At 39.7% G+C, this 18,729-nt stretch carries 16 protein-coding genes and 1 pseudogene; 5 read left to right on the top strand and 12 right to left on the bottom strand.

What is annotated here, in order from left to right; genetic code table 11:
* Positions 1-2 precede the first annotated feature (2 nt).
* Complete coding sequence (gene hscA / locus FTU35_RS09620) at positions 3-1,862, top strand: Fe-S protein assembly chaperone HscA (protein ID WP_104851921.1); 1,860 nt, start codon at positions 3-5, stop codon at positions 1,860-1,862.
* A 15-nt stretch (positions 1,863-1,877) separates the two neighbouring features.
* Positions 1,878-2,216: an ISC system 2Fe-2S type ferredoxin gene (gene fdx, locus FTU35_RS09615; RefSeq protein WP_004976656.1), complete on the top strand. Its 339-nt coding sequence runs from the start codon at positions 1,878-1,880 to the stop codon at positions 2,214-2,216.
* Between the two features lie 121 nt (positions 2,217-2,337).
* Here the strand turns inward: fdx and FTU35_RS09610 are convergent, their stop codons facing one another.
* From FTU35_RS09610 to FTU35_RS09580, 7 genes are all read right to left on the bottom strand, one after another.
* Complete coding sequence (locus FTU35_RS09610; protein ID WP_004976658.1) at positions 2,338-3,819, bottom strand: adenylate/guanylate cyclase domain-containing protein; 1,482 nt, start codon at positions 3,817-3,819, stop codon at positions 2,338-2,340.
* 66 nt (positions 3,820-3,885) lie between these two features.
* Positions 3,886-4,320 carry an HIT domain-containing protein gene (locus FTU35_RS09605; RefSeq protein WP_004976660.1) on the bottom strand — a complete coding sequence of 145 codons (435 nt, stop codon included), beginning with the start codon at positions 4,318-4,320 and terminating at the stop codon, positions 3,886-3,888.
* A gap of 208 nt (positions 4,321-4,528) precedes the next feature.
* Positions 4,529-7,990: a transcription-repair coupling factor gene (gene mfd / locus FTU35_RS09600; RefSeq protein ID WP_154320768.1), complete on the bottom strand. Its 3,462-nt coding sequence runs from the start codon at positions 7,988-7,990 to the stop codon at positions 4,529-4,531.
* 150 nt (positions 7,991-8,140) lie between these two features.
* On the bottom strand, positions 8,141-8,500 hold the full coding sequence (locus FTU35_RS09595) for a hypothetical protein (RefSeq protein WP_004976663.1): 360 nt from the start codon (positions 8,498-8,500) through the stop codon (positions 8,141-8,143).
* Positions 8,501-8,726: 226 nt separating this feature from the next.
* On the bottom strand, positions 8,727-9,506 hold the full coding sequence (locus tag FTU35_RS09590; protein ID WP_004976665.1) for a glutathione S-transferase N-terminal domain-containing protein: 780 nt from the start codon (positions 9,504-9,506) through the stop codon (positions 8,727-8,729).
* A 53-nt stretch (positions 9,507-9,559) separates the two neighbouring features.
* Positions 9,560-10,072: a ribonuclease E activity regulator RraA gene (gene rraA, locus FTU35_RS09585; RefSeq protein ID WP_004976667.1), complete on the bottom strand. Its 513-nt coding sequence runs from the start codon at positions 10,070-10,072 to the stop codon at positions 9,560-9,562.
* Positions 10,073-10,084: 12 nt separating this feature from the next.
* Positions 10,085-10,750 carry a nucleoside-diphosphate sugar epimerase gene (locus tag FTU35_RS09580; protein WP_154320771.1) on the bottom strand — a complete coding sequence of 222 codons (666 nt, stop codon included), beginning with the start codon at positions 10,748-10,750 and terminating at the stop codon, positions 10,085-10,087.
* Between the two features lie 215 nt (positions 10,751-10,965).
* Here FTU35_RS09580 and rpsT point away from each other — a divergent pair, with 215 nt between their 5' ends.
* Positions 10,966-11,235: a 30S ribosomal protein S20 gene (gene rpsT / locus FTU35_RS09575; RefSeq protein ID WP_004976669.1), complete on the top strand. Its 270-nt coding sequence runs from the start codon at positions 10,966-10,968 to the stop codon at positions 11,233-11,235.
* 196 nt (positions 11,236-11,431) lie between these two features.
* Here rpsT and FTU35_RS09570 read toward each other — a convergent pair.
* From FTU35_RS09570 to FTU35_RS09550, 5 genes and pseudogenes are all read right to left on the bottom strand, one after another.
* A pseudogene (locus FTU35_RS09570) lies at positions 11,432-14,132 on the bottom strand (M66 family metalloprotease).
* A 349-nt stretch (positions 14,133-14,481) separates the two neighbouring features.
* Positions 14,482-15,216, bottom strand: a complete 735-nt coding sequence (locus FTU35_RS09565) for a histidine phosphatase family protein (protein WP_167845976.1) — start codon at positions 15,214-15,216, stop codon at positions 14,482-14,484.
* A gap of 57 nt (positions 15,217-15,273) precedes the next feature.
* Positions 15,274-16,131, bottom strand: coding sequence for a 3'(2'),5'-bisphosphate nucleotidase CysQ (locus FTU35_RS09560; protein ID WP_180064700.1), 858 nt, complete (start codon positions 16,129-16,131; stop codon positions 15,274-15,276).
* Positions 16,132-16,313: 182 nt separating this feature from the next.
* Positions 16,314-16,493: a hypothetical protein gene (locus FTU35_RS09555; RefSeq protein ID WP_004976682.1), complete on the bottom strand. Its 180-nt coding sequence runs from the start codon at positions 16,491-16,493 to the stop codon at positions 16,314-16,316.
* 584 nt (positions 16,494-17,077) lie between these two features.
* Positions 17,078-17,323, bottom strand: coding sequence for a hypothetical protein (locus FTU35_RS09550; RefSeq protein ID WP_004976684.1), 246 nt, complete (start codon positions 17,321-17,323; stop codon positions 17,078-17,080).
* 285 nt (positions 17,324-17,608) lie between these two features.
* On the opposite strand from FTU35_RS09550, the gene FTU35_RS09545 reads away from it, so the two are divergent.
* Both FTU35_RS09545 and FTU35_RS09540 read left to right on the top strand, forming a co-directional pair.
* Positions 17,609-18,283 (top strand): HAD-IA family hydrolase, encoded by a 675-nt coding sequence (locus FTU35_RS09545; protein ID WP_096901429.1) that lies wholly within the window; start codon positions 17,609-17,611, stop codon positions 18,281-18,283.
* Positions 18,276-18,716 (top strand): RNA-binding S4 domain-containing protein, encoded by a 441-nt coding sequence (locus FTU35_RS09540; protein ID WP_004976690.1) that lies wholly within the window; start codon positions 18,276-18,278, stop codon positions 18,714-18,716. Before FTU35_RS09545 ends, FTU35_RS09540 begins: the two co-directional genes overlap by 8 nt.
* Positions 18,717-18,729: the final 13 nt, after the last annotated feature.

The raw sequence follows: 18,729 nt of genomic DNA, 5'->3' as shown, positions 1-18,729 counted from the left end.
TAATGGCGCTCTTGCAAATTGCAGAACCAGGTCAATCAAGTGCACCGCATGAACATCGCATTGCGATTGGCATTGACTTAGGCACCACTCATTCATTGGTTGCCACAGTTCTTTCTGGTAAAGCCAAAGTCTTGCATGATGAGCAAGGTCGCGTGCTACTGCCTTCTATCGTCCATTATGCAGAGCAAAATACACATTATGGCAATGCTGCTGCGCCATTTATTACTACAGACCCTAAAAACACGATTGTTTCAGTCAAGCGTTTTATGGGTCGTTCTAAAGCGGACATTAAATTTCAACATCCATACACGTTAGTGGGTGAAGACAATCAAATGCCTGCTTTTGAAACAGCTCAAGGCCGTAAAACACCTGTTGAAATTTCGGCAGAATTACTTAAACAACTCAAAGACCGCGCAGAAGCCAGCTTACAAAACCCTGTAAATGGTGCAGTGATTACTGTTCCTGCTTATTTTGATGAAGCTCAACGCCAAGCCACACGTGACGCTGCCGAGCTTGCAGGTTTAAAAGTATTGCGTTTATTGAATGAACCGACTGCAGCAGCGGTTGCCTACGGTTTAGATCAAGACACCAACTTGGCTCAAGACCGTAACTATGTGATTTACGACTTGGGCGGTGGTACGTTTGACGTTTCTATTTTACGTTTCTCTCAAGGTGTTTTTGAAGTTTTAGCCACAGGCGGCCACACTGCTTTAGGTGGTGATGACTTAGATCGTCTGATTGTTAAATGGGCAAAAAAACAGCTGAATATTGAAAGTTTAGATGATGCAGAATATGCACACTTTATTGTGTCTGCACGTAAAGCCAAAGAAGCGCTCAGCAATGCAGAAAGTGTTGAATTAAAACTGTTAGAGCACACGCTGCAATTAGACCGCGCAAACTTTGAAAGTATTATTCAGGTTGCTTTAGATAAAACCATTAGTGTATGCAAACGTGTATTACGCGATGCCAAACTTGACCTAGATGACATTCAAAATGTAGTTTTAGTTGGTGGTTCAACACGTTCTTATGCCGTGCAAAAAGCTGTTCGTGAAGTATTTAATCAAGAACCATTATGCACAATTAACCCAGATGAAGTGGTTGCAATTGGTGCATCAATTACCGCCAATCAACTAATTGGTAACAGCAAAGATGGTTCGTTGCTATTAGACGTTACCCCACTGTCTTTGGGTTTAGAAACCATGGGCGGTTTGGTAGAACGCTTAATTTCACGCAATACTGCAATTCCTGTAGCACGTCGCCAAGAATTTACCACTTATCAAGATGGCCAAACTGCCATGTTGATTCATGTGGTACAAGGTGAGCGTGATTTGGTAGAACATTGTCGTAGCTTAGGTCGTTTTGTGCTACACGGTATTCCACCAATGACTGCGGGTCAGGCACGCATTGAAGTTACGTTCCAAGTCGATGCTGATGGCTTGCTCAGTGTTTCTGCTAAAGAAACCACTTCTGGTGTGACTGCAAATATCGACATCAAGCCATCTTATGGTTTATCTGAAGCAGATACCGAGCGTTTGCTGCTAGATGGTTTCAAATATGCAGAAGAAGACAAGCAATTGCGTCATTTGCATGAAACCAAAGTTGAAGCACAACGTGAACTTGAAGCTTTACAACAAGCCTTAAAAGTAGATGCACAACTATTAAGCCCAGAACAATTAGAAGCTTTAAATACTGCCAAAGCGCAGTTGGAAGCCGAATTGACTGGACAAGACATTAAAGCCATTGAACATGCTGTTGAACAGCTTAAAATACACAGTGATGCTTTTGCTGCAATTCGTATGAATCAACATATTGATGCAGCACTTAAAGGCACTAAACTCGACGACTGGTCAAACTCAAACTAATTTAAGGTAAAGATTATGCCACGTATTAAAGTACTTCCACATGCGCAATTCTGCCCAGAAGGTGCTGAGTTTGAAGTCGAACAAAATGCCAACTTATGCGAAAGCTTACTTGAAAATGGCATTAAAATTGAACATGCTTGCGATATGTCTTGTGCATGTACCACTTGCCACGTTGTTGTTCGTAAAGGCTTTGACAGCCTAGAAGAAATGGATGATGTTGAAGCTGACTTATTAGACCGTGCTTGGGGTTTAGAGCCTGATTCACGCTTATCTTGTCAGGTTAAAGTGGTCAATGAAGACTTGGAAGTCGAAATTCCAAAATACACCATTAACCATGCTTCAGAAAATCATTAATCATAAAATGATGCTAATTCTAAAAAACTGCGCTACGGCGCAGTTTTTTTATTGCACAACTTTAGATTTAAAATTTTTGAGGATTTAAAAGTTAAACGAGATCTACATTATAAGAAAAATTTTAGTGTTTTTCAGGAATATGAGTTTTGGCAATTTCTTCAACAGGTGGATGTTCAATCACTTCATCTTCAAGATTAAGTTTTACAATGCCCTGTGAGTTGGTCAGCTTTTGCTGCGTTTGAATTCTTTTAATCATTTTTTCTAATACGGTAATTAGCTCAGGATATTCAAAATTCTGCACTTCATCCAAATTAAGCAACAAATGAAAACCTTTATATTCGTAGTCAAACCAACGCTGATAATCCGACTTGCTGGCCGCATATTTTTCCATCACTTGCCAAGTTTTTACAGGACCTTGAATCCCCTTTAAAAAGATCGGTGCTTTCGGAGCACACAAATAATCATTTTTAATCAGTTTATAAGTGTCATCTGAAAGTAAAATTTCATCAACTTCGGCCGCACTTTGCAAACGCGCAGCTAAGTTAGCATCACGCCCAACAATGGTATATGCCATCCGATGTGCTGCACCGTAGTTCCCAACGTGGCAATATCCTGTACTGATACCCATACGAATATGTAAAGGCGGATAGCCCATTTTGACCCAACGTTCGCGTAACAATTTCATTTGCTGACGCATCGCAATAGCCATCTCTACACAAGTTTTAGCATCTTGTTCAACACCTTGCGTATTTGGATCACCAAAGAAAATTAAAATCGCGTCACCCATAAACTTATCCACCGTCGCTTCATATTGCTTGGCAATTTCGGTCATGTGGCTTAAATAATCATTGAGCAGGAATGCTAAATCATCTGGAATTAGTGTTTCAGAAAGTTCAGTAAAGCCTTGAATATCAGAAAAGAAAATCGTCATTTTTTTACGTTTATATTCAATTTTCGCTTCCGACTCACCTTTCATAATCGATTGCCACAACTGCAAAGGTGCATAGCGACTAAGCTGATTCGCAAATTCCATATAGCGGTTCATTTGTGTGTAGTAATGGTCTTTCTTTGCCGTGGTATAGCGGATACGACGTGCCTGATAGGCACTGCCCATGCCAAAGTAAAAGATCATACATAAAAAGGCTAAAATCGTAAGTTCGGTACTGCTTTGTTCAAAATATTCGTTAAAACCAAAAATAAAAATATTACAAAAATAAAAAACTGTGACCGCCAATAAGGATGCCAATGCCACCAAAAAGAAAGAAACTTTAATATAAATGGCGGTATATAGCAGCGCAAATAAAGCGGCAAAAGTAAGTACCAAATTCAGATGTACCGCAGACAAACATACTGCGACTACCACAATATCAATAATAAACAGGATATTACGCTTGGCTTGATGACTATATTTATATTGCAGCCAACGCGAAAATTTAGGAATTATCAGTAATAAAAAAGTAAGAAAAAACGGAAGGTAAATTTGATAATTGGTATCGGCGTAGGTGTAGTGATAGACCACCATAATCAGGGATAAACTTGCATACCCGACTAAACGATGCAGAAATTCGAATTGTTTGGGATCTCTTTCCATCCAATTGTACATGAACACCGCGGCCTACTCCAATCTAGGATTAAAAAGCCACGCATCCTGCGTGGCAATTCATTTCAATTAATCCATTCGCCAGTCAAATGGCATATCGCCTTGACCACGCAGAGCAAGCATCAAGGTTTGACGCATGTGAGCCAAAACTTCATTGCTGTATGGTACAGCTGGCGTACCCCAAACTGGTTTAGGCCAAGCCACATCATTTTGATAACGCACGACGTGATGAAAATGCAATTGTGGAACCATATTACCTAAAGCCGCCACATTCATTTTATCGGCACGGAATACACGTGATAATTGGCTAGATAACCAGCTAGATTCACGTAAAAATTGTTCTTGGTCTGCCTGGCTTAATTCGTATAGTTCTGTAACCCCTGGCACACGTGGAATTAGAATTAACCAAGGGAATTGCATATCATTCATTAAACGACATGTTGACAGAGGAAAGTCGCCTACAAAAAAAGTATCTTGAGCAAGTTGTGGATGCAAACTAAACATATCTTTATAAATGACGCAAATTGTAATGATGGGTAATACTATCACATCCCTAGTGAACTGAGTATGATTCCCATCATGTTTCGATGTAAATAAAGTGCAATTTTAACCAAATTCATCATGAATAATATTCATTATAGAATCAGAGGTTTCTTAGCAAATATTCATAAATTTACCGATATGATATTTGGATCAATTTGCATTTTTAAACTCAGCTGTGCAAAGTTTTTAGCAGGCTGTTTAATAGATCGGCAATAAATTGAATCCGCTTTTCAGCTTCCTCCAACATCACCATCACTTTTAAACGCTGTCCACCATCCATACGGAAATAGGTCGGATGTTTTTGCATCATTTGAATGATGCTCATGGCTTGCACAGGTGTATCTGGTGAAAATTCGATATGACCGCCATTTGTACCAATATCAATTTTAGTGATGCCCAACTGCTCTGCTTTTAAACGCAGTTGATGTACAGCAAATAATTGTTTCACCGCTTGTGGTGGAATACCAAAACGGTCAATCAACTCCATACGGATATGATCAAGCTTTTCTTGAGTATCGGTATTACTAATGCGTTTGTAGAACAATAAGCGCTGATGCACATCGCCCAAATAATCATCTGGAATTAAAGCAGGCATGTGCAGGTTGATTTCTGCAGTTAAAGACAATGGTGCATCGAAGTTAGGGGTTTTACCTTTTTGAATGGCTTTGGTGGCTTTTTCCAGCATTTCCATATACAGGCTATAACCAATAGCTTGCATTGAACCGCTTTGTTGCTCACCCAGTAATTCGCCCGCACCACGAATTTCCAAGTCTTCGGTTGCCAGCATAAAACCTGCACCCAAAGTTGAGGCACGCTGAATCGCATCCAAGCGTTTTTCAGCATCGCCTTTTAAGCCCTTAATGGAAGGTACCAGCAAATACGCATAAGCTTGGTGATGCGAACGTCCAACACGACCACGTAGTTGGTGCAACTGCGCCAATCCGAGTTTATCTGCACGTTCAATTAAAATGGTATTGGCATTTGGAACATCAATCCCTGTTTCAATAATGGTTGAGCAAACCAACACGTTATATTCTTTATGATAAAACTGCTGCATGACTTGCTCTAATTCACGCTCGCGCATTTGCCCATGCGCAACTGCAACCCGCGCTTCTGGTACCAATTCACGAATGGTTTCAGCACTACGCTCAATGGTTTCCACTTCATTATGCAGGAAATACACCTGACCACCACGTAACAATTCACGTAAAATGGCTTCTTTCACCGTATCGCCTGTATGCTCTTGCACAAAGGTTTTGACCGCTAAACGGCGTGCAGGTGGTGTAGCAATAATGGATAAATCGCGCATACCGCTAAATGCCATATTTAAGGTACGTGGAATTGGCGTTGCGGTTAAAGTCAGCATATCCACATCGGCGCGCAGCGCTTTAATACGTTCTTTGTCACGCACCCCAAAACGATGTTCTTCATCGACAATCATTAAACCCAACTGCTTGAACTGAATATTTTCTTGCAGAATTTTGTGCGTCCCAATCACAATATCGACTTTGCCTTCAGCTAAATCTTCAATGGTTTTTTGATGAGATTTGCTTGAACCAAAACGCGATAAGACTTCAATACGCACAGGCCAGTCGGCAAAACGGTCTTTAAAAGATTCATAATGCTGTTGTGCCAACAATGTGGTCGGAACCAATACCGCGACTTGTTTATTATTCTGTACCGCGACAAATGCAGCCCGCATGGCGACTTCGGTTTTACCAAAACCAACATCACCACAGACCAAACGATCCATTGGTTTTGCCAGTTGCATGTCATGTAAAGTCGCTTCAATTGCATTGGCTTGGTCTAGGGTTTCTTCATAAGCAAAGCCACTGGCAAATTGCATATAAAGACTATGATCCAACTCAAAAGCAAAACCCGGTTTAGATTGACGACGTGCCTGAATATGCAGTAATTCTGCTGCCACATCGTGAATTTGTTCCAACGCTTTGCGTTTGGCTTTATTCCATGCATCTGTGCCTAATTTATGCAAAGGCGCAAGGTCTGGATCACCACCGCTATAACGGCTGATTAAATGCAAATTGGTAACAGGTACATACACTTTTGCAGCATCGGCATAATCAAGTTGTAAAAACTCATGCTCTTGCTCATCAATATTTAAAGTAATTAAACCTGCATAACGCCCTACGCCATAATCAATATGTACCACAGGTGCACCAATGCTTAACTCGGTCAAACTGCGAATTAAAAACTCTTCAGAAACTTCCTGCTGACGTTTACGACGGCGCTGCACCACACGATGTTCATACAACTGATTTTCTGAGATTACACTCAATTGATCTTGAATGACCAAGCCGCGATCTAAAGGTGCATTGGTAATCGCAATGGCTTGTAAAGACTGCTGAAATGCCTCAAAACTCTCCACTTGTGGAATTTCACCCAAAGCGGCACGCAACGCATCTTTTAAGGTTTCACGACGACCTGCACTTTCTGCCACCAATAAAACAGGATGATTGGCCGCATCAATATATTGCTTAACGGCATGAAAGGGTTGTTCTTGTTTAGGATCAACCGCCAAACGTGGTGGTACAAGTGTGCTTAAGTTCACTACACCTGCTTTTTGCTCAAAAGCTTCGGGCGATGCAATCACACGTCCAAATTGATTCAGTTGTTCTAATAATTGATTTGGTTGTAGGAATAATTGCTCAGGCGGCAAAATCGGCTGGTCGATGTTATGACGTCTGTCCTCATAACGATACAGCACATCTTTCCAAAATTGAGTTAAACAGTCATCCACCGCCTTATCTGTAATGACAATGCAATGCTTTGGTAAGTATGAAAGTAATGTATTTTGACCTTCAAGCTGTGCTTGAGTGAAGAATAACGGAAAATAAAACTCTAAACCAGGCGATGCAATGCCTTCTAACACATCCTGATACACAGGGTTCTTTTTCGGGTTTGCCGTTGGGAAACTTTCTGCATAGCGGTCACGGAAAATCGCACGACCTTCTTTTAATGGAAATTCTTTGGCGGGTAAAACCGTAAAATTCTGCAAACTTTGGGTGGTACGCTGCGTTTCTGGATCAAAAAACTTTAAGGTTTCAACTTCATCATCAAATAAATCAATACGGATGGGTGCTTCCTGTCCCGAAGCATAAATATCCATAATACTGCCACGCACAGCGAATTCACCATGATCATAGACTGTATCGACCAGATGATAGCCTGCTTGTACCAAACGCTGCTTTTGTTGTTCCAAAGCAAACTTTTGCCCAACACGAATATCGAAATGCTCGCCTAACACCCATGAGGTTGGTGCAACACGTTGTGCCAAAGTGGTTGCCGAAACCAACAATACACCTTGCTGCGGCATATTGGATAAAATCGCCAAACGCTCCGACACAATATCTTGATGCGGTGACAAGCGGTCATAAGGCAAAATTTCCCAATCGGGGAAAATAGTCGGTTTTACCCCGTAAAATTCTAATTCGCTTTCTAACTGCGCCAAATGTTGTTGATTGCGCGCGACAATCACAAATAAATGCTGATTCTGCTGACCAATTTCTTTAAATAATAATGCTGCGGCAGAACCTTGTAGATTACCAATCCAGCGTTTTTCGCCAGCTTTCAGTTGTGCTAAATTGAGTTGGGAAATTTCGTGTTGGAACATGTATATAGCTTTAGGGTCTAAACAACATGGGGCTTATACTAGCACGATGAATTGACGGTTTTACGTAATTTTTTTCATCCACCATTACAGCGTATTTAATTGCAAAATTTTATAAAACAGCGAGCTTTAAAGTTTGATACACACGCCTCTTTACTTTTGATCACGTAAAAACTGTCGATAATAATCATTCAATTTTTTAACAATCGCTTTAAATTCCAGTAAGTTTTCTTCGGTATTACCAAGCATTGTGTTAAAACGCTGTTGCGCAATTTCCAGATCAATTTTTTCATTGATAATCATAGCTGTAGAATACAGCTGTGCCAAATCATCAAACTGCTGCATACGGCGGTTGGATAAATAATTTAAACGCTCTGCCAAAACATCGTTAAGCAAAATACCATCGACAATATAGCCTTGTTCCGCATCCCATTGAATATTCTGTGCTTCTAAATAGGCAATTTCTTCGAGATTGGCTTTATTTTTAAACAACCCTGTAAGTTTGCTGAACATTTTGAACCTATAAATTGGCGAAATCAAAGTGAATGCTGCAGAGTTTAAATGCTTCACTAAAATAGATGCAACTGATCAGGGTGATTTATGCTCCCCTGATGTTATAAGTCAGTGTTTCAACCCCACTTTGCTTAGGCTATTTATAATGATGCATATTTTGCATCCTGCCAAATGCAAAAAAGCATCTTGAAGATGCTTTTATAACAATCAAAAAATGACTTAAAGCTTATTTGCCATAAGTTTGCTGTAAATACTTCACAATCTTAGCTGATTCAAAAAGCTGAGTCTGGGTATTTGGATCGATTAAAAATGGGACTTGAATATTATCACCCATGACTTTTAATACCTGCTCACGCTTACCACCTGCCAGTGGCACATATTTACCCGGTTTTAAACGTAATTTTGCCAAGCCTTGATCTTGCCAACGCTCTTTGGCTACATTATGAAATTTGAATGGCAACTCCAGTTCAGTCAATACACCACGTACTACACGTGTATAAGGACTTCCCTCAAAACCCCACAGTTCAATCAGTTGTTCAGGTGCAGCGCGCTCTACAATTTTCTGGTTAATCCACACACCACGTGCACCATTCAATAACGTGCCTGCAAGTGCAACATAAGGAATTTTAGGAAAATGCGCGTATTTTTTTGGCGTTTTTCCACTTTTGCCATAATGTTTGAATAAATGATGAATGATCTGCTGTGATTCATAGAGCTGATCACCTGTATTTTCATCAATTAAAAATGGAAACTGAGTTTTACCACCCAGTTGTTTCACCAAAGGTCGATATTTTGTGCCGCCTTTGGGGCATGGATAAACCTCATAATCCAAATTTAACAAGGTCATGACTTCGCGTACACGACGGCAAAATGGTGAACCTTCAAACTCATATAACTTTAAGGCTTTTTCGGGTTGCTTAGGAAATGCTGTCCCATTCACTCCACGTCCACCTTCGGTGAGCATAGATGCCACTGCCTGAATGACTTTAATTTGATGATGCACCATTTTGTTTTCCTTGTGATGTGCTCAGCAATTTGATGACTGCGCCATCAAACCGCTTATAAATCGACCAACTTTTCTTTTGCCACAATAATACCGTTGTTATCAGCATAGACATAATCGCCCGAATTAAAAGTGACTTGTCCGAAATGCAAACTCACATCCACTTCACCCACGCCTTTGCGGTTACTTTTTTGTGGAATTGAAGCCAAAGCATGTACGCCTAAATCAAGTGCTGCAATTGCATCGACATCACGTACACAGCCGTAAATGATCACGCCATTCCAGTGATTTTTCACTGCGGATTCAGCAATCAAGTCACCCATTAAGGCACAGCGCATAGATGCCCCACCATCTACCACCAAAACTTTGCCTGTGCCATCGGTTGCCAATAACTCTTTTACACGTGAGTTATCTTCAAAGCATTTTACAGTCACAATTTGACCACCAAAAGTTTTACGTGCACCGTAACTTTTGAAAAATTTACCATCCAAAGATGGAATCACCACTTGAAGGTCATGTTCTGGATGGTCATCTAATAAGTCACAAGTTACGAATGGTACTGTAGACACGTTGTTCCCCTTTTACTTGGTTTTTTGTATTTGTAAATTATCATAAATTTGAAATTTATGAATTTGCGATTGCGCTGCCTCGACCATAGTATGAGTCACTTGCGTAGCATTTACTGGCTTATATGTAAAATGATCGGGAATAAATCGTGATATTTTAAGATACAGCTTTTGTCCTAAATCTTCTAAACGCCGTTGTTCGTTGCGCTCACCCAATAATAAAGATGGACGCAAAATTGATACTTTGTCTAAATCCAAACTTTCAATATATTGTTCTAGCTCACCTTTGACACGATTATAAAATACGGCTGATTTGGCTTCTGCTCCCAAAGCACTGACCAATATGTAATGCGTACCCTTCGCCTGCAATAATTCGGCAAAATGTGCATTGATGGTATAGTCCACAGCATAAAATCCCTGCTTTGAGCCTGCCTTTTTTAAGGTTGTGCCTAAACAACTGAATGCATGACTATAACCGCTCACATCTTCATCATTGAGCAATAAAAAGTCTTCGAGGAGTAACGTCTGGACTTTTTCTAAGCGATTTAATTCCGAGCAAGGTCTACGCAAAACAACGGTGATATTTTTACATTCAGGCAGCTGATTAAGCTGTTTGACCAATTGCTGCCCAACTAAACCATTCCCACCAATTACAATTGCATTTTGAATAGAATTTGTCATTTTTTAAACAATCTCTGAGGCTTAAAGCTAATCTACCTGTTTCTTTCTGATTTTTCTGCAGCTAAAATGTTGTCAAAGCATGTCAAGACTTGACTTAACTGTCTAGTTTCATCAAAATATGGCACTTGTTTACGGGCTGGTGATAATTCTTCTGATGTTGGTTTTCGGAAGTAATTGCAGCCCGCCCAGACCAATCTATTTCAAGGAGTGCACGAGTGGCAAACTCTGCTCAAGCTAGAAAACGTGCTCGTCAAAACGTTAAAGCACGTAAACACAACGCAAGCTTACGTTCTATGGTTCGTACTTATTTAAAACGCACAATCGCTGCTATTGCTGCAGGTGATTATGCGGTTGCTACTGAAGCTTACAAAAAAGCTGTTCCAGTAATTGACCGTATGGCTGATAAAGGCATCATCCATAAGAACAAAGCAGCTCGTCATAAGAGCCGTTTAAACGCTCAAGTTAAAGCTTTAGCTTCTAACTAAGTGTTAAACAAAAGAAGCCCGTTAAGGGCTTTTTTTGTGCCTGCTGTTTCGATAATTTATCAAATTAAGCAATCTTTAATTTCTGCACGCCAATTACATCACTTCAAATACACCTGCCACCATAAAATAAAAAACACCTCCTGAACTGGTCAAAAGGTGTTTTAAATTAATGAAGATGAATAATTCAGACGAAGAATTATTTCAGCATCAGTCGTAAATTTTGTGGACTTAAATAAGCCAGTTGCAAACTGTTATTAGCCTTTAATTGCGTCCATTGCTGATTCGCACCACCTGTGCAACCATAACGAATTAAACGCGCGCGGTTTTCTTTTAGGTAGCCATGCTCTAAATCAAAGCACTGATTCCCCTGACGAATCGTTCCCGAAGCTGTGTGCATTTCCCAGACCTGACTGTCTTTAGATGTACTGCAGCTTGCAAGTGAGACCACATTGCCGTTGTTGGTTAAGCACTGATCCATTTCTGCTTTGCTGTGAATACGCCCCAAACCATCATAAATCCACTGCTCAGTTGCATCGCCTGTACAGCCACTTGCTCCACTAATGTAAGCATTTTTCTGACCACTCGCCAAAGTTTCAACTTTCAAACAGTTATTTCTGTTTTTCATTAGTGTTGCTTCAGCCACAATATTTTCATTGCCTAAACCCAATCGCTCCACAAAATTGTGCAATGCTGTTTCCGCTTCAGGCTTAGTCTTTTCTAAATCGGCACGATAAACATTCATCCAGCGGTTTAAACGATAAATCGTATTTTGCTGTTGTTCATAACGCTGTAATTGTTGCTGTGCAGTTGCACTTAGCTCTTGACGATAATCTGCATAAGAATCATACAATAGTTGTGCAGCAGGTTTTAAAGCCACCACAGCTTGACTGGCTTGCGCTTCCAACTGCTTCTGAAAATCAGGCATTTCAACTTTTCTTAAAGCTTCATAGCCATGTGTACGACCAATTTTTACCGCAGGTTGAATACTATCGCTATATTGCGGAATATTCAGTGTCGATAATAACTTCTCGGCATGATTGGCTTTTTTACAGTATAAATTCACCTGTTTTGGCTGCTCAGCAAGTGCTAAATTGACATGCAGTTTATTGGCATTGCTGGTCATACGGTTAGGTGCCAATGCCACGTTCTGATTACGATTGGCATATTGAACATCTAAGCAACATGCGGCATTTTCAGCAGCACGATTTGCCCCAGGTAAATTATAAACATTACCCCAGTTACTGCGTGCAGCAGGATACAACACACCTTGCTGAGTTTCAGGATCATATCCGCCAATAATAGTAATTACAGGCACACCAAATAAGCGCGGTTTTAAATAGTAACCATCGGCACTGTTGTACCAAACCTGATTGGAGCTTGGTACTTTTGGATAAACCACTTCCATTTGGCGTGTGTCTTTATTCCAAATTTTATAACCACTTGGTGAGCTTTCATCCCAAACATGTCGCGCCCCAAAGTGGGGGTTGAATCCGAATATGGGTACTGTAACCCGTGTAATGGGTATAACGCGAAATGCTACTGTTGGTTGCACCACCTGACATCGCATCCCAACCATAAGCATATTGTTTCAGGAAGTTAGGCACACCATTTTTGCCATCACCCAAGTTTCGAGTATGCCACGCTAAGTTACCGCGCATTTTATTACGATACGCAATATAGCCCCAACCGCTGTCTGCATGGTGTGCAGCCCAGAACATATTTTCACCTTGTGAACCCGGATAATGCCCTAGACCATAATGATGTCCAATTTCATGGCTGAACTCGTTGCCCACAGAATCATACAGGGTCAACATACCATTACCGCCACTTAAACCATGCGTTTGATCACCATTTGTATATTTACCTCGTGCATGATGGGCAATTACAGTTTGTGTAAGTTGTGGCTGTTGATGACTCAACATCGAGGCACTGGTCACCCCCCAGTTGGCCAAGTTAATTCCTACACTAAAGGTCGATTTTGCAGTATTTTCCCGCATGTCCCCCGACTAGACACCACCTTCACCCGCACTTTGGGTATCGTAAATCGTGCCGTTGGCGACCATCACTCGATCTAGCTGAATGTCATCATATTTTGCCACGGTCATTTGTGCCGCAGGAATGGTTTGGAAATAATCGGTACCCGCTTTTTCAGGCTCTAATAACATATAATGCCCGCCCGATTTCGGTGGTGCAGTTAGTAGACCGATACGAATATTATTGAGTACCAATTCACCCGGTGCGGCAAAATCAATTTTTTCTGCTTCGAGTGCACCAGTACGGTTTTTAGAATCGACCAAACGCAGCTTTAAACTGGGACGTACTTCATCCCAATTTAATTTAGCCGACCACGCACGCTTACTATACAACACCTCAGCACGACCATCTTGATTGCTCTGGTCTGAAGCAGGAATCTGGGTTGGATCAAGTAAAGCAACACGACGTAACAAGCGTTCATTTTGATACACTTCAAGCTGCAAAGTGTCGATATTGTCCATGCCCTGATTTGGTGTAACCAATAATAATGCTTCTTTTTCTGCGGTCAAACGTGGCATTTTTTTCGCCTCGTTACCATTCGGATCAACCACATGCCCTTGAGCAAATTGAATCATTGCCTGAAAATCACCTTCTAAATCATTACGCACTTCACGTGATTCAGAATTGGCGTTGTAATCATAAAACCCAAGTGCCGATTGATTGATGACATCTTGTGTAGGTTCAGGGTAAGGATTAGCCACATTACCCACAGGTGGTTGCTGAGGAATTTCCAATGGTGTTGGATTTTCTTGATTTGAATTCCCAGCGGCCTCCCCATCGCCACCACCACCACATGCAGCAAGCATGGATGATAATATACATACACTTAATAGACTAAGCGAAAACCGAGTCACACTTTTCATTATTTATTCCACCCCAATGTCAATTTATGACAAAAAATATAAAAATAAACACATATTTTTCAATCACTTGTATTTTTATATTAAATAGATGTATAAAATTATGCAATTCTCAAGTTTCATATCGCTTTATATTTTCAACACAATTTTATTAATTTTTCTTTATAAAAATCAGCGAATTTTTAAAGCAGCACACAGATTGATAGACAATATTTGATCGAGTTTGCGCTCACAACTGCATAAAATGAAGGAAAAAAAGAGAATAAAATTTGAATTATTTTTTTTAATTTCTGACAGACGGTATTCTATCGTACTGAATGGATAGCACTAGAATATGCGTTCAATGTTCTGCTTAAACTTTCTGACGAAATTGCGAGATATCTAAAGTGTGAATCTGACCGCGCCAAATCCATTTTAGCTTGGATTCTAAAAACTCATCACCTTCAAACCAAACGAATAAACCTTCCATCATGTCTGGCCAATCGGCTTGCGTGACTTCATTACGTCCAGAAATTACCGCGATAATTGCAGCTAAAATCGTATCATGACTCACAGCCAAACTCAGTCCGTATTGGTTGGTTGGATGGGTGTTATAAATCAGCTCAAGGACATCCACGACACCATGAATCGGATGTTTCATGCCGGGCAAGGCATTATTCACAAAACTATTAATAAAGCCTAAAGCACCCTGTTTCTGAAAATATGGGCCTGCCTGTTTGATATCAAGTACAAAGCTTCCTGGTTCCACCAATAAACCTTGTTCTCTAATTTCAATGTGATGGGTATTTGGTTCAAGGGTAATGCCATCTGCCCCACGAATCATTAAAGCAGCCGTATCGACACAACGCTGAATAGGACTTGAAATACAGTGTTGAATCACCCGATCTGTATTTCCAACCAAGTAGCCTCCCCATGCTTCGGCTAAATCGCGACCTTGTTCGGTCAATTGTAAATTATAGCCAGCCAAACCCTGACCAACGACAATTTCACGAATAGAATGACGGGTAAACAAAGTCACAGGCGTCTGAGCATCAGGCAATAAATCAATTGCTTTAAGCATACTTGCAGGGAGTAGTTCTAATGCCATGATCTAGCCAAAATTTTAACTTGGTTGCTTGACACTATACCATGTTCAGCACTTTGCTCAATCTGACTTCGCCATAAGTCCAAGTGCTTGTAAGGCAATCTGTTTCATCTGCGTATTTTTATAGGCGATAAAACCACTATTTAACAATGTATCGCGCTGATTATATAAAAATGCCCGCCCCTGAAAATCGACCAATCCACCACCTATTCGTTCCAATAAACATTGTCCTGCACTGGTGTCCCACTCAGAAGTCGGATGAAAACGTGGGTAAATATCGACACGATCTTCCAAAATCATGCAGAATTTATAAGCACTACCTGCTTTTAGTTCTTCAAAATTGGTCAACTGCGCCAAGCTTTTTAAATAGTCTGCATAGTGTGATTTTTTTTGACTACTGTGGCTTAATCCAATTTTTAGAACTGAAGATGTTACCGTGGGTTCAGACTGATAGAGATACCATTGCTGAGTTAAAATATGATATTTCAATGGCATACCCTGTTCAGGACAAAAATAAATAGTTTGCTCGCCTGGTACTGCAAGTACTGCAAAAGTTGTTTGCACACTACAAATTAAACTTAAATTAATGGTAAATTCAGGACGTTGATGTAAAAACTCTTTTGTGCCATCTAAAGGGTCAAGCAACCAAAATTGCTGCCATTGCTGACGTTGGTCTTGCTCACCTTCTTCGGACAACACAGGTAAATTGGAGATTTTTGCCAAAGCCTGCATTAAATAATAATTGACTCGATAATCGGCTTGCGTAACAGGAGAATCATCGGTTTTCTTTTCTACATCAAAAGCAGCACCTGAACAATAATCTTGAAATTCCTGATTTAAAATTTCACACGCCTGCTGCACGATTGGCAATAACTGTAAAATTAAAGTATGCGTTGGCGCCTTTGTTTTTATAAACATAACTATCCTTTTTAGACTGTATCTAAAGGTCTAATTTTTCATTACTTTCATAAAAACATTGTAATAAAATTTACGGCTGATGCGTAGATAAAATTTAGTGGCTAGATATGCTAAATCAAGACTTTATGTGTCAAAGCAATTCATTTTTACTTGAGTTTTTTATTTATTGAGTGCTTAGTTAATTAATCTTTAAATGGATTGGATAATCTTTTTTTAAACATCGATAAAGTGAGTGCACCACTAACCAATAATAAAATACCCACAATCACCAAATAAGTTTCACCACCAAAAAAACCAATAATAATTGCAGCAATACCCAATAAACCCAAAATAGTGGTAATAGCAATTCCTAAAATAGACATCACAATTCCTTTTAAATTTATTTAATCATGAAAAATTGTCAATATTCTCAGGTATCGTTCTGTCATATTCATGCCTCTTTTGATAGTTAAAGCGTAACATTTGAGCGCACCTTGCCACATTTATACACAGAACTTATACTGAAATAGACTAAACACGACCTATTACATTTCACTGAGTTTGCTGAATAGCTTAAGTGCAGATTATGACAACTTGATGCATTTTATTTAAAAAGATTCTTTCTTAAATCATTTTTGAATCACTGCAAAGGAAATTCCCTTTCCTTTTAGGAGACTTGCGGAGCATGCTCCTCAGGGAGAGGTTTTTTATAAGAATCCCCTCATCCACTTGCGGAATATACTCCTCATCCTGAGCAATACATAGCGTAAAAGAAGGGACTTTCAATACTAATTTTACTGATCATTTATGATCAAATTTCGACTTATAAAAGGATTCTAATTCAGGTTGAACCATTCATAGAATTAAGGTATAAAAAAGCCCGATCTGCATCAATCGGGCCAGATTTAAAGGTACACATATTTGTATACATAATCAAAATCACTAGAATTTTAAATCAAAAAATTAATCAATCCTTTTCTAGAAAAGTTAACTCTCCCTCATCTGAGGTGATTTTAATTTTGACTTTACGATAACTACGTTTATCTGGGTTTAATGCCGACTCTGAAACATGATGGGCGAATTTTTCATCGCCCATTAAATGCGCAAATAATTTATAGCCGATACGCATTTTCTTAATTTTTTTCTTCTTTTTCTCAAACTCATCGAGTTGTTTATCTAAGTGTTTTAAATCTAAATACTGTTGTTCAGCCATTACTAGCTCCCTAATTTAAAAAATTTACCATTCAATTTCTATGCTTGTACAGACAAACAAATACAGAAATATGTCAAAAAAATTGTTTTTGTGAACGCTACAGTTACTTTTTACAACTGCCCCATCTCACCTAATTTATATGCAACGCATGTACAGTGCTTATTTATTTAGCCTAGCACAATTTGGCGAATAATCAGACAGCATTTTGAGTTATGCCTCAAGCATGTTTAAATGAGCCAGTTTTATTTGCCTTTTGGCAATTGCTTTATGGTTTAGGATGTCTAAATGCACAAAAATATCATCATGTTTGACATGGACGGAACGCTGTTAGATCTCGCTTATGATGATTTTATTTGGAATGAACAACTGCCTATTCGCTATGCAGAATTACACGCCTGTTCTTTAGAGCGCAGCAAAGAAATTTTATACGATTTTTATCAAGCGCATAGCCACACCTTAGAGTGGTATTCCTCACGTTTTTGGACGGCTAAAGTGGGTGTAGATATGCTTGCGATGCAACTTGAATATAAAGATCAAGTCACGTTGCGTCCACAAGCTATCGAGTTACTGGAATATTTAAAAAATAATGGCTATCACATTTGGCTCACCACCAATGCCGATTGTGCAGGTTTAGACTTTAAATTAGCACATACAGGTTTAGCAAAGTATTTTGAAGTGATTGTTAGTTCTGAAAGTATTGGTTATGCCAAAGAGCGCGTTGAATTTTGGCAAACATTGCAACAACAACATGCATTTAATCCTGAAGATTGCTATTTTATAGATGACACCGAAAAGGTGCTTAATGGTGCTAAAGCCTTTGGGATTGGACACTTATATAGTATTGCCCAGCCATCCTCAGCAAAACCTACGCGTCAGACTTGTAATTACCCTATGTTGCACCAATTAACAGATTTAATTCCTGTCTTAGAACAATTTGAGGACACTCAAAAATATGCCTAAAACTTCGTCCCACGAAGCCATTGAAACGATCCGAATTGATAAATGGCTATGGGCTGCACGTTTTTTCAAGACCCGCTCTATTGCAAAAGCTGCCATTGAAGGCGGCAAAGTACATCACAATGGCGAGCGCGTTAAAGTTTCCAAAGAAATTCGTGTAGGAACTGAGCTGACCATTCAACAAGGTTTTGATAAGAAAACCGTATTGGTCAAGGCATTATCCGGCGTACGCGGCCCTGCCCCTGTCGCTCAGCAACTTTATGAAGAAACTGAAGTGAGTATTGCACGCAGGGAATTGATTGCGACCCAAAGAAAGTTGCATAATCTAGCACGACCTGATCATCGACCAAGTAAAAAAGACCGTCGTGACATCAGCAAATTTAAACAAGAGAATGATCAGCAATTTGACCAATTTTGGTCATATAATGATGATTAAATAGAGCGTCACA

The organism is Acinetobacter sp. YH12095, from assembly GCF_013419245.1.
Taxonomy (GTDB): Bacteria; Pseudomonadota; Gammaproteobacteria; order Pseudomonadales; family Moraxellaceae; genus Acinetobacter; species Acinetobacter towneri.
The sequence above is the reverse complement of the archived record's forward strand: the minus strand, read 5'-3'. Positions and strand labels throughout refer to the sequence as shown.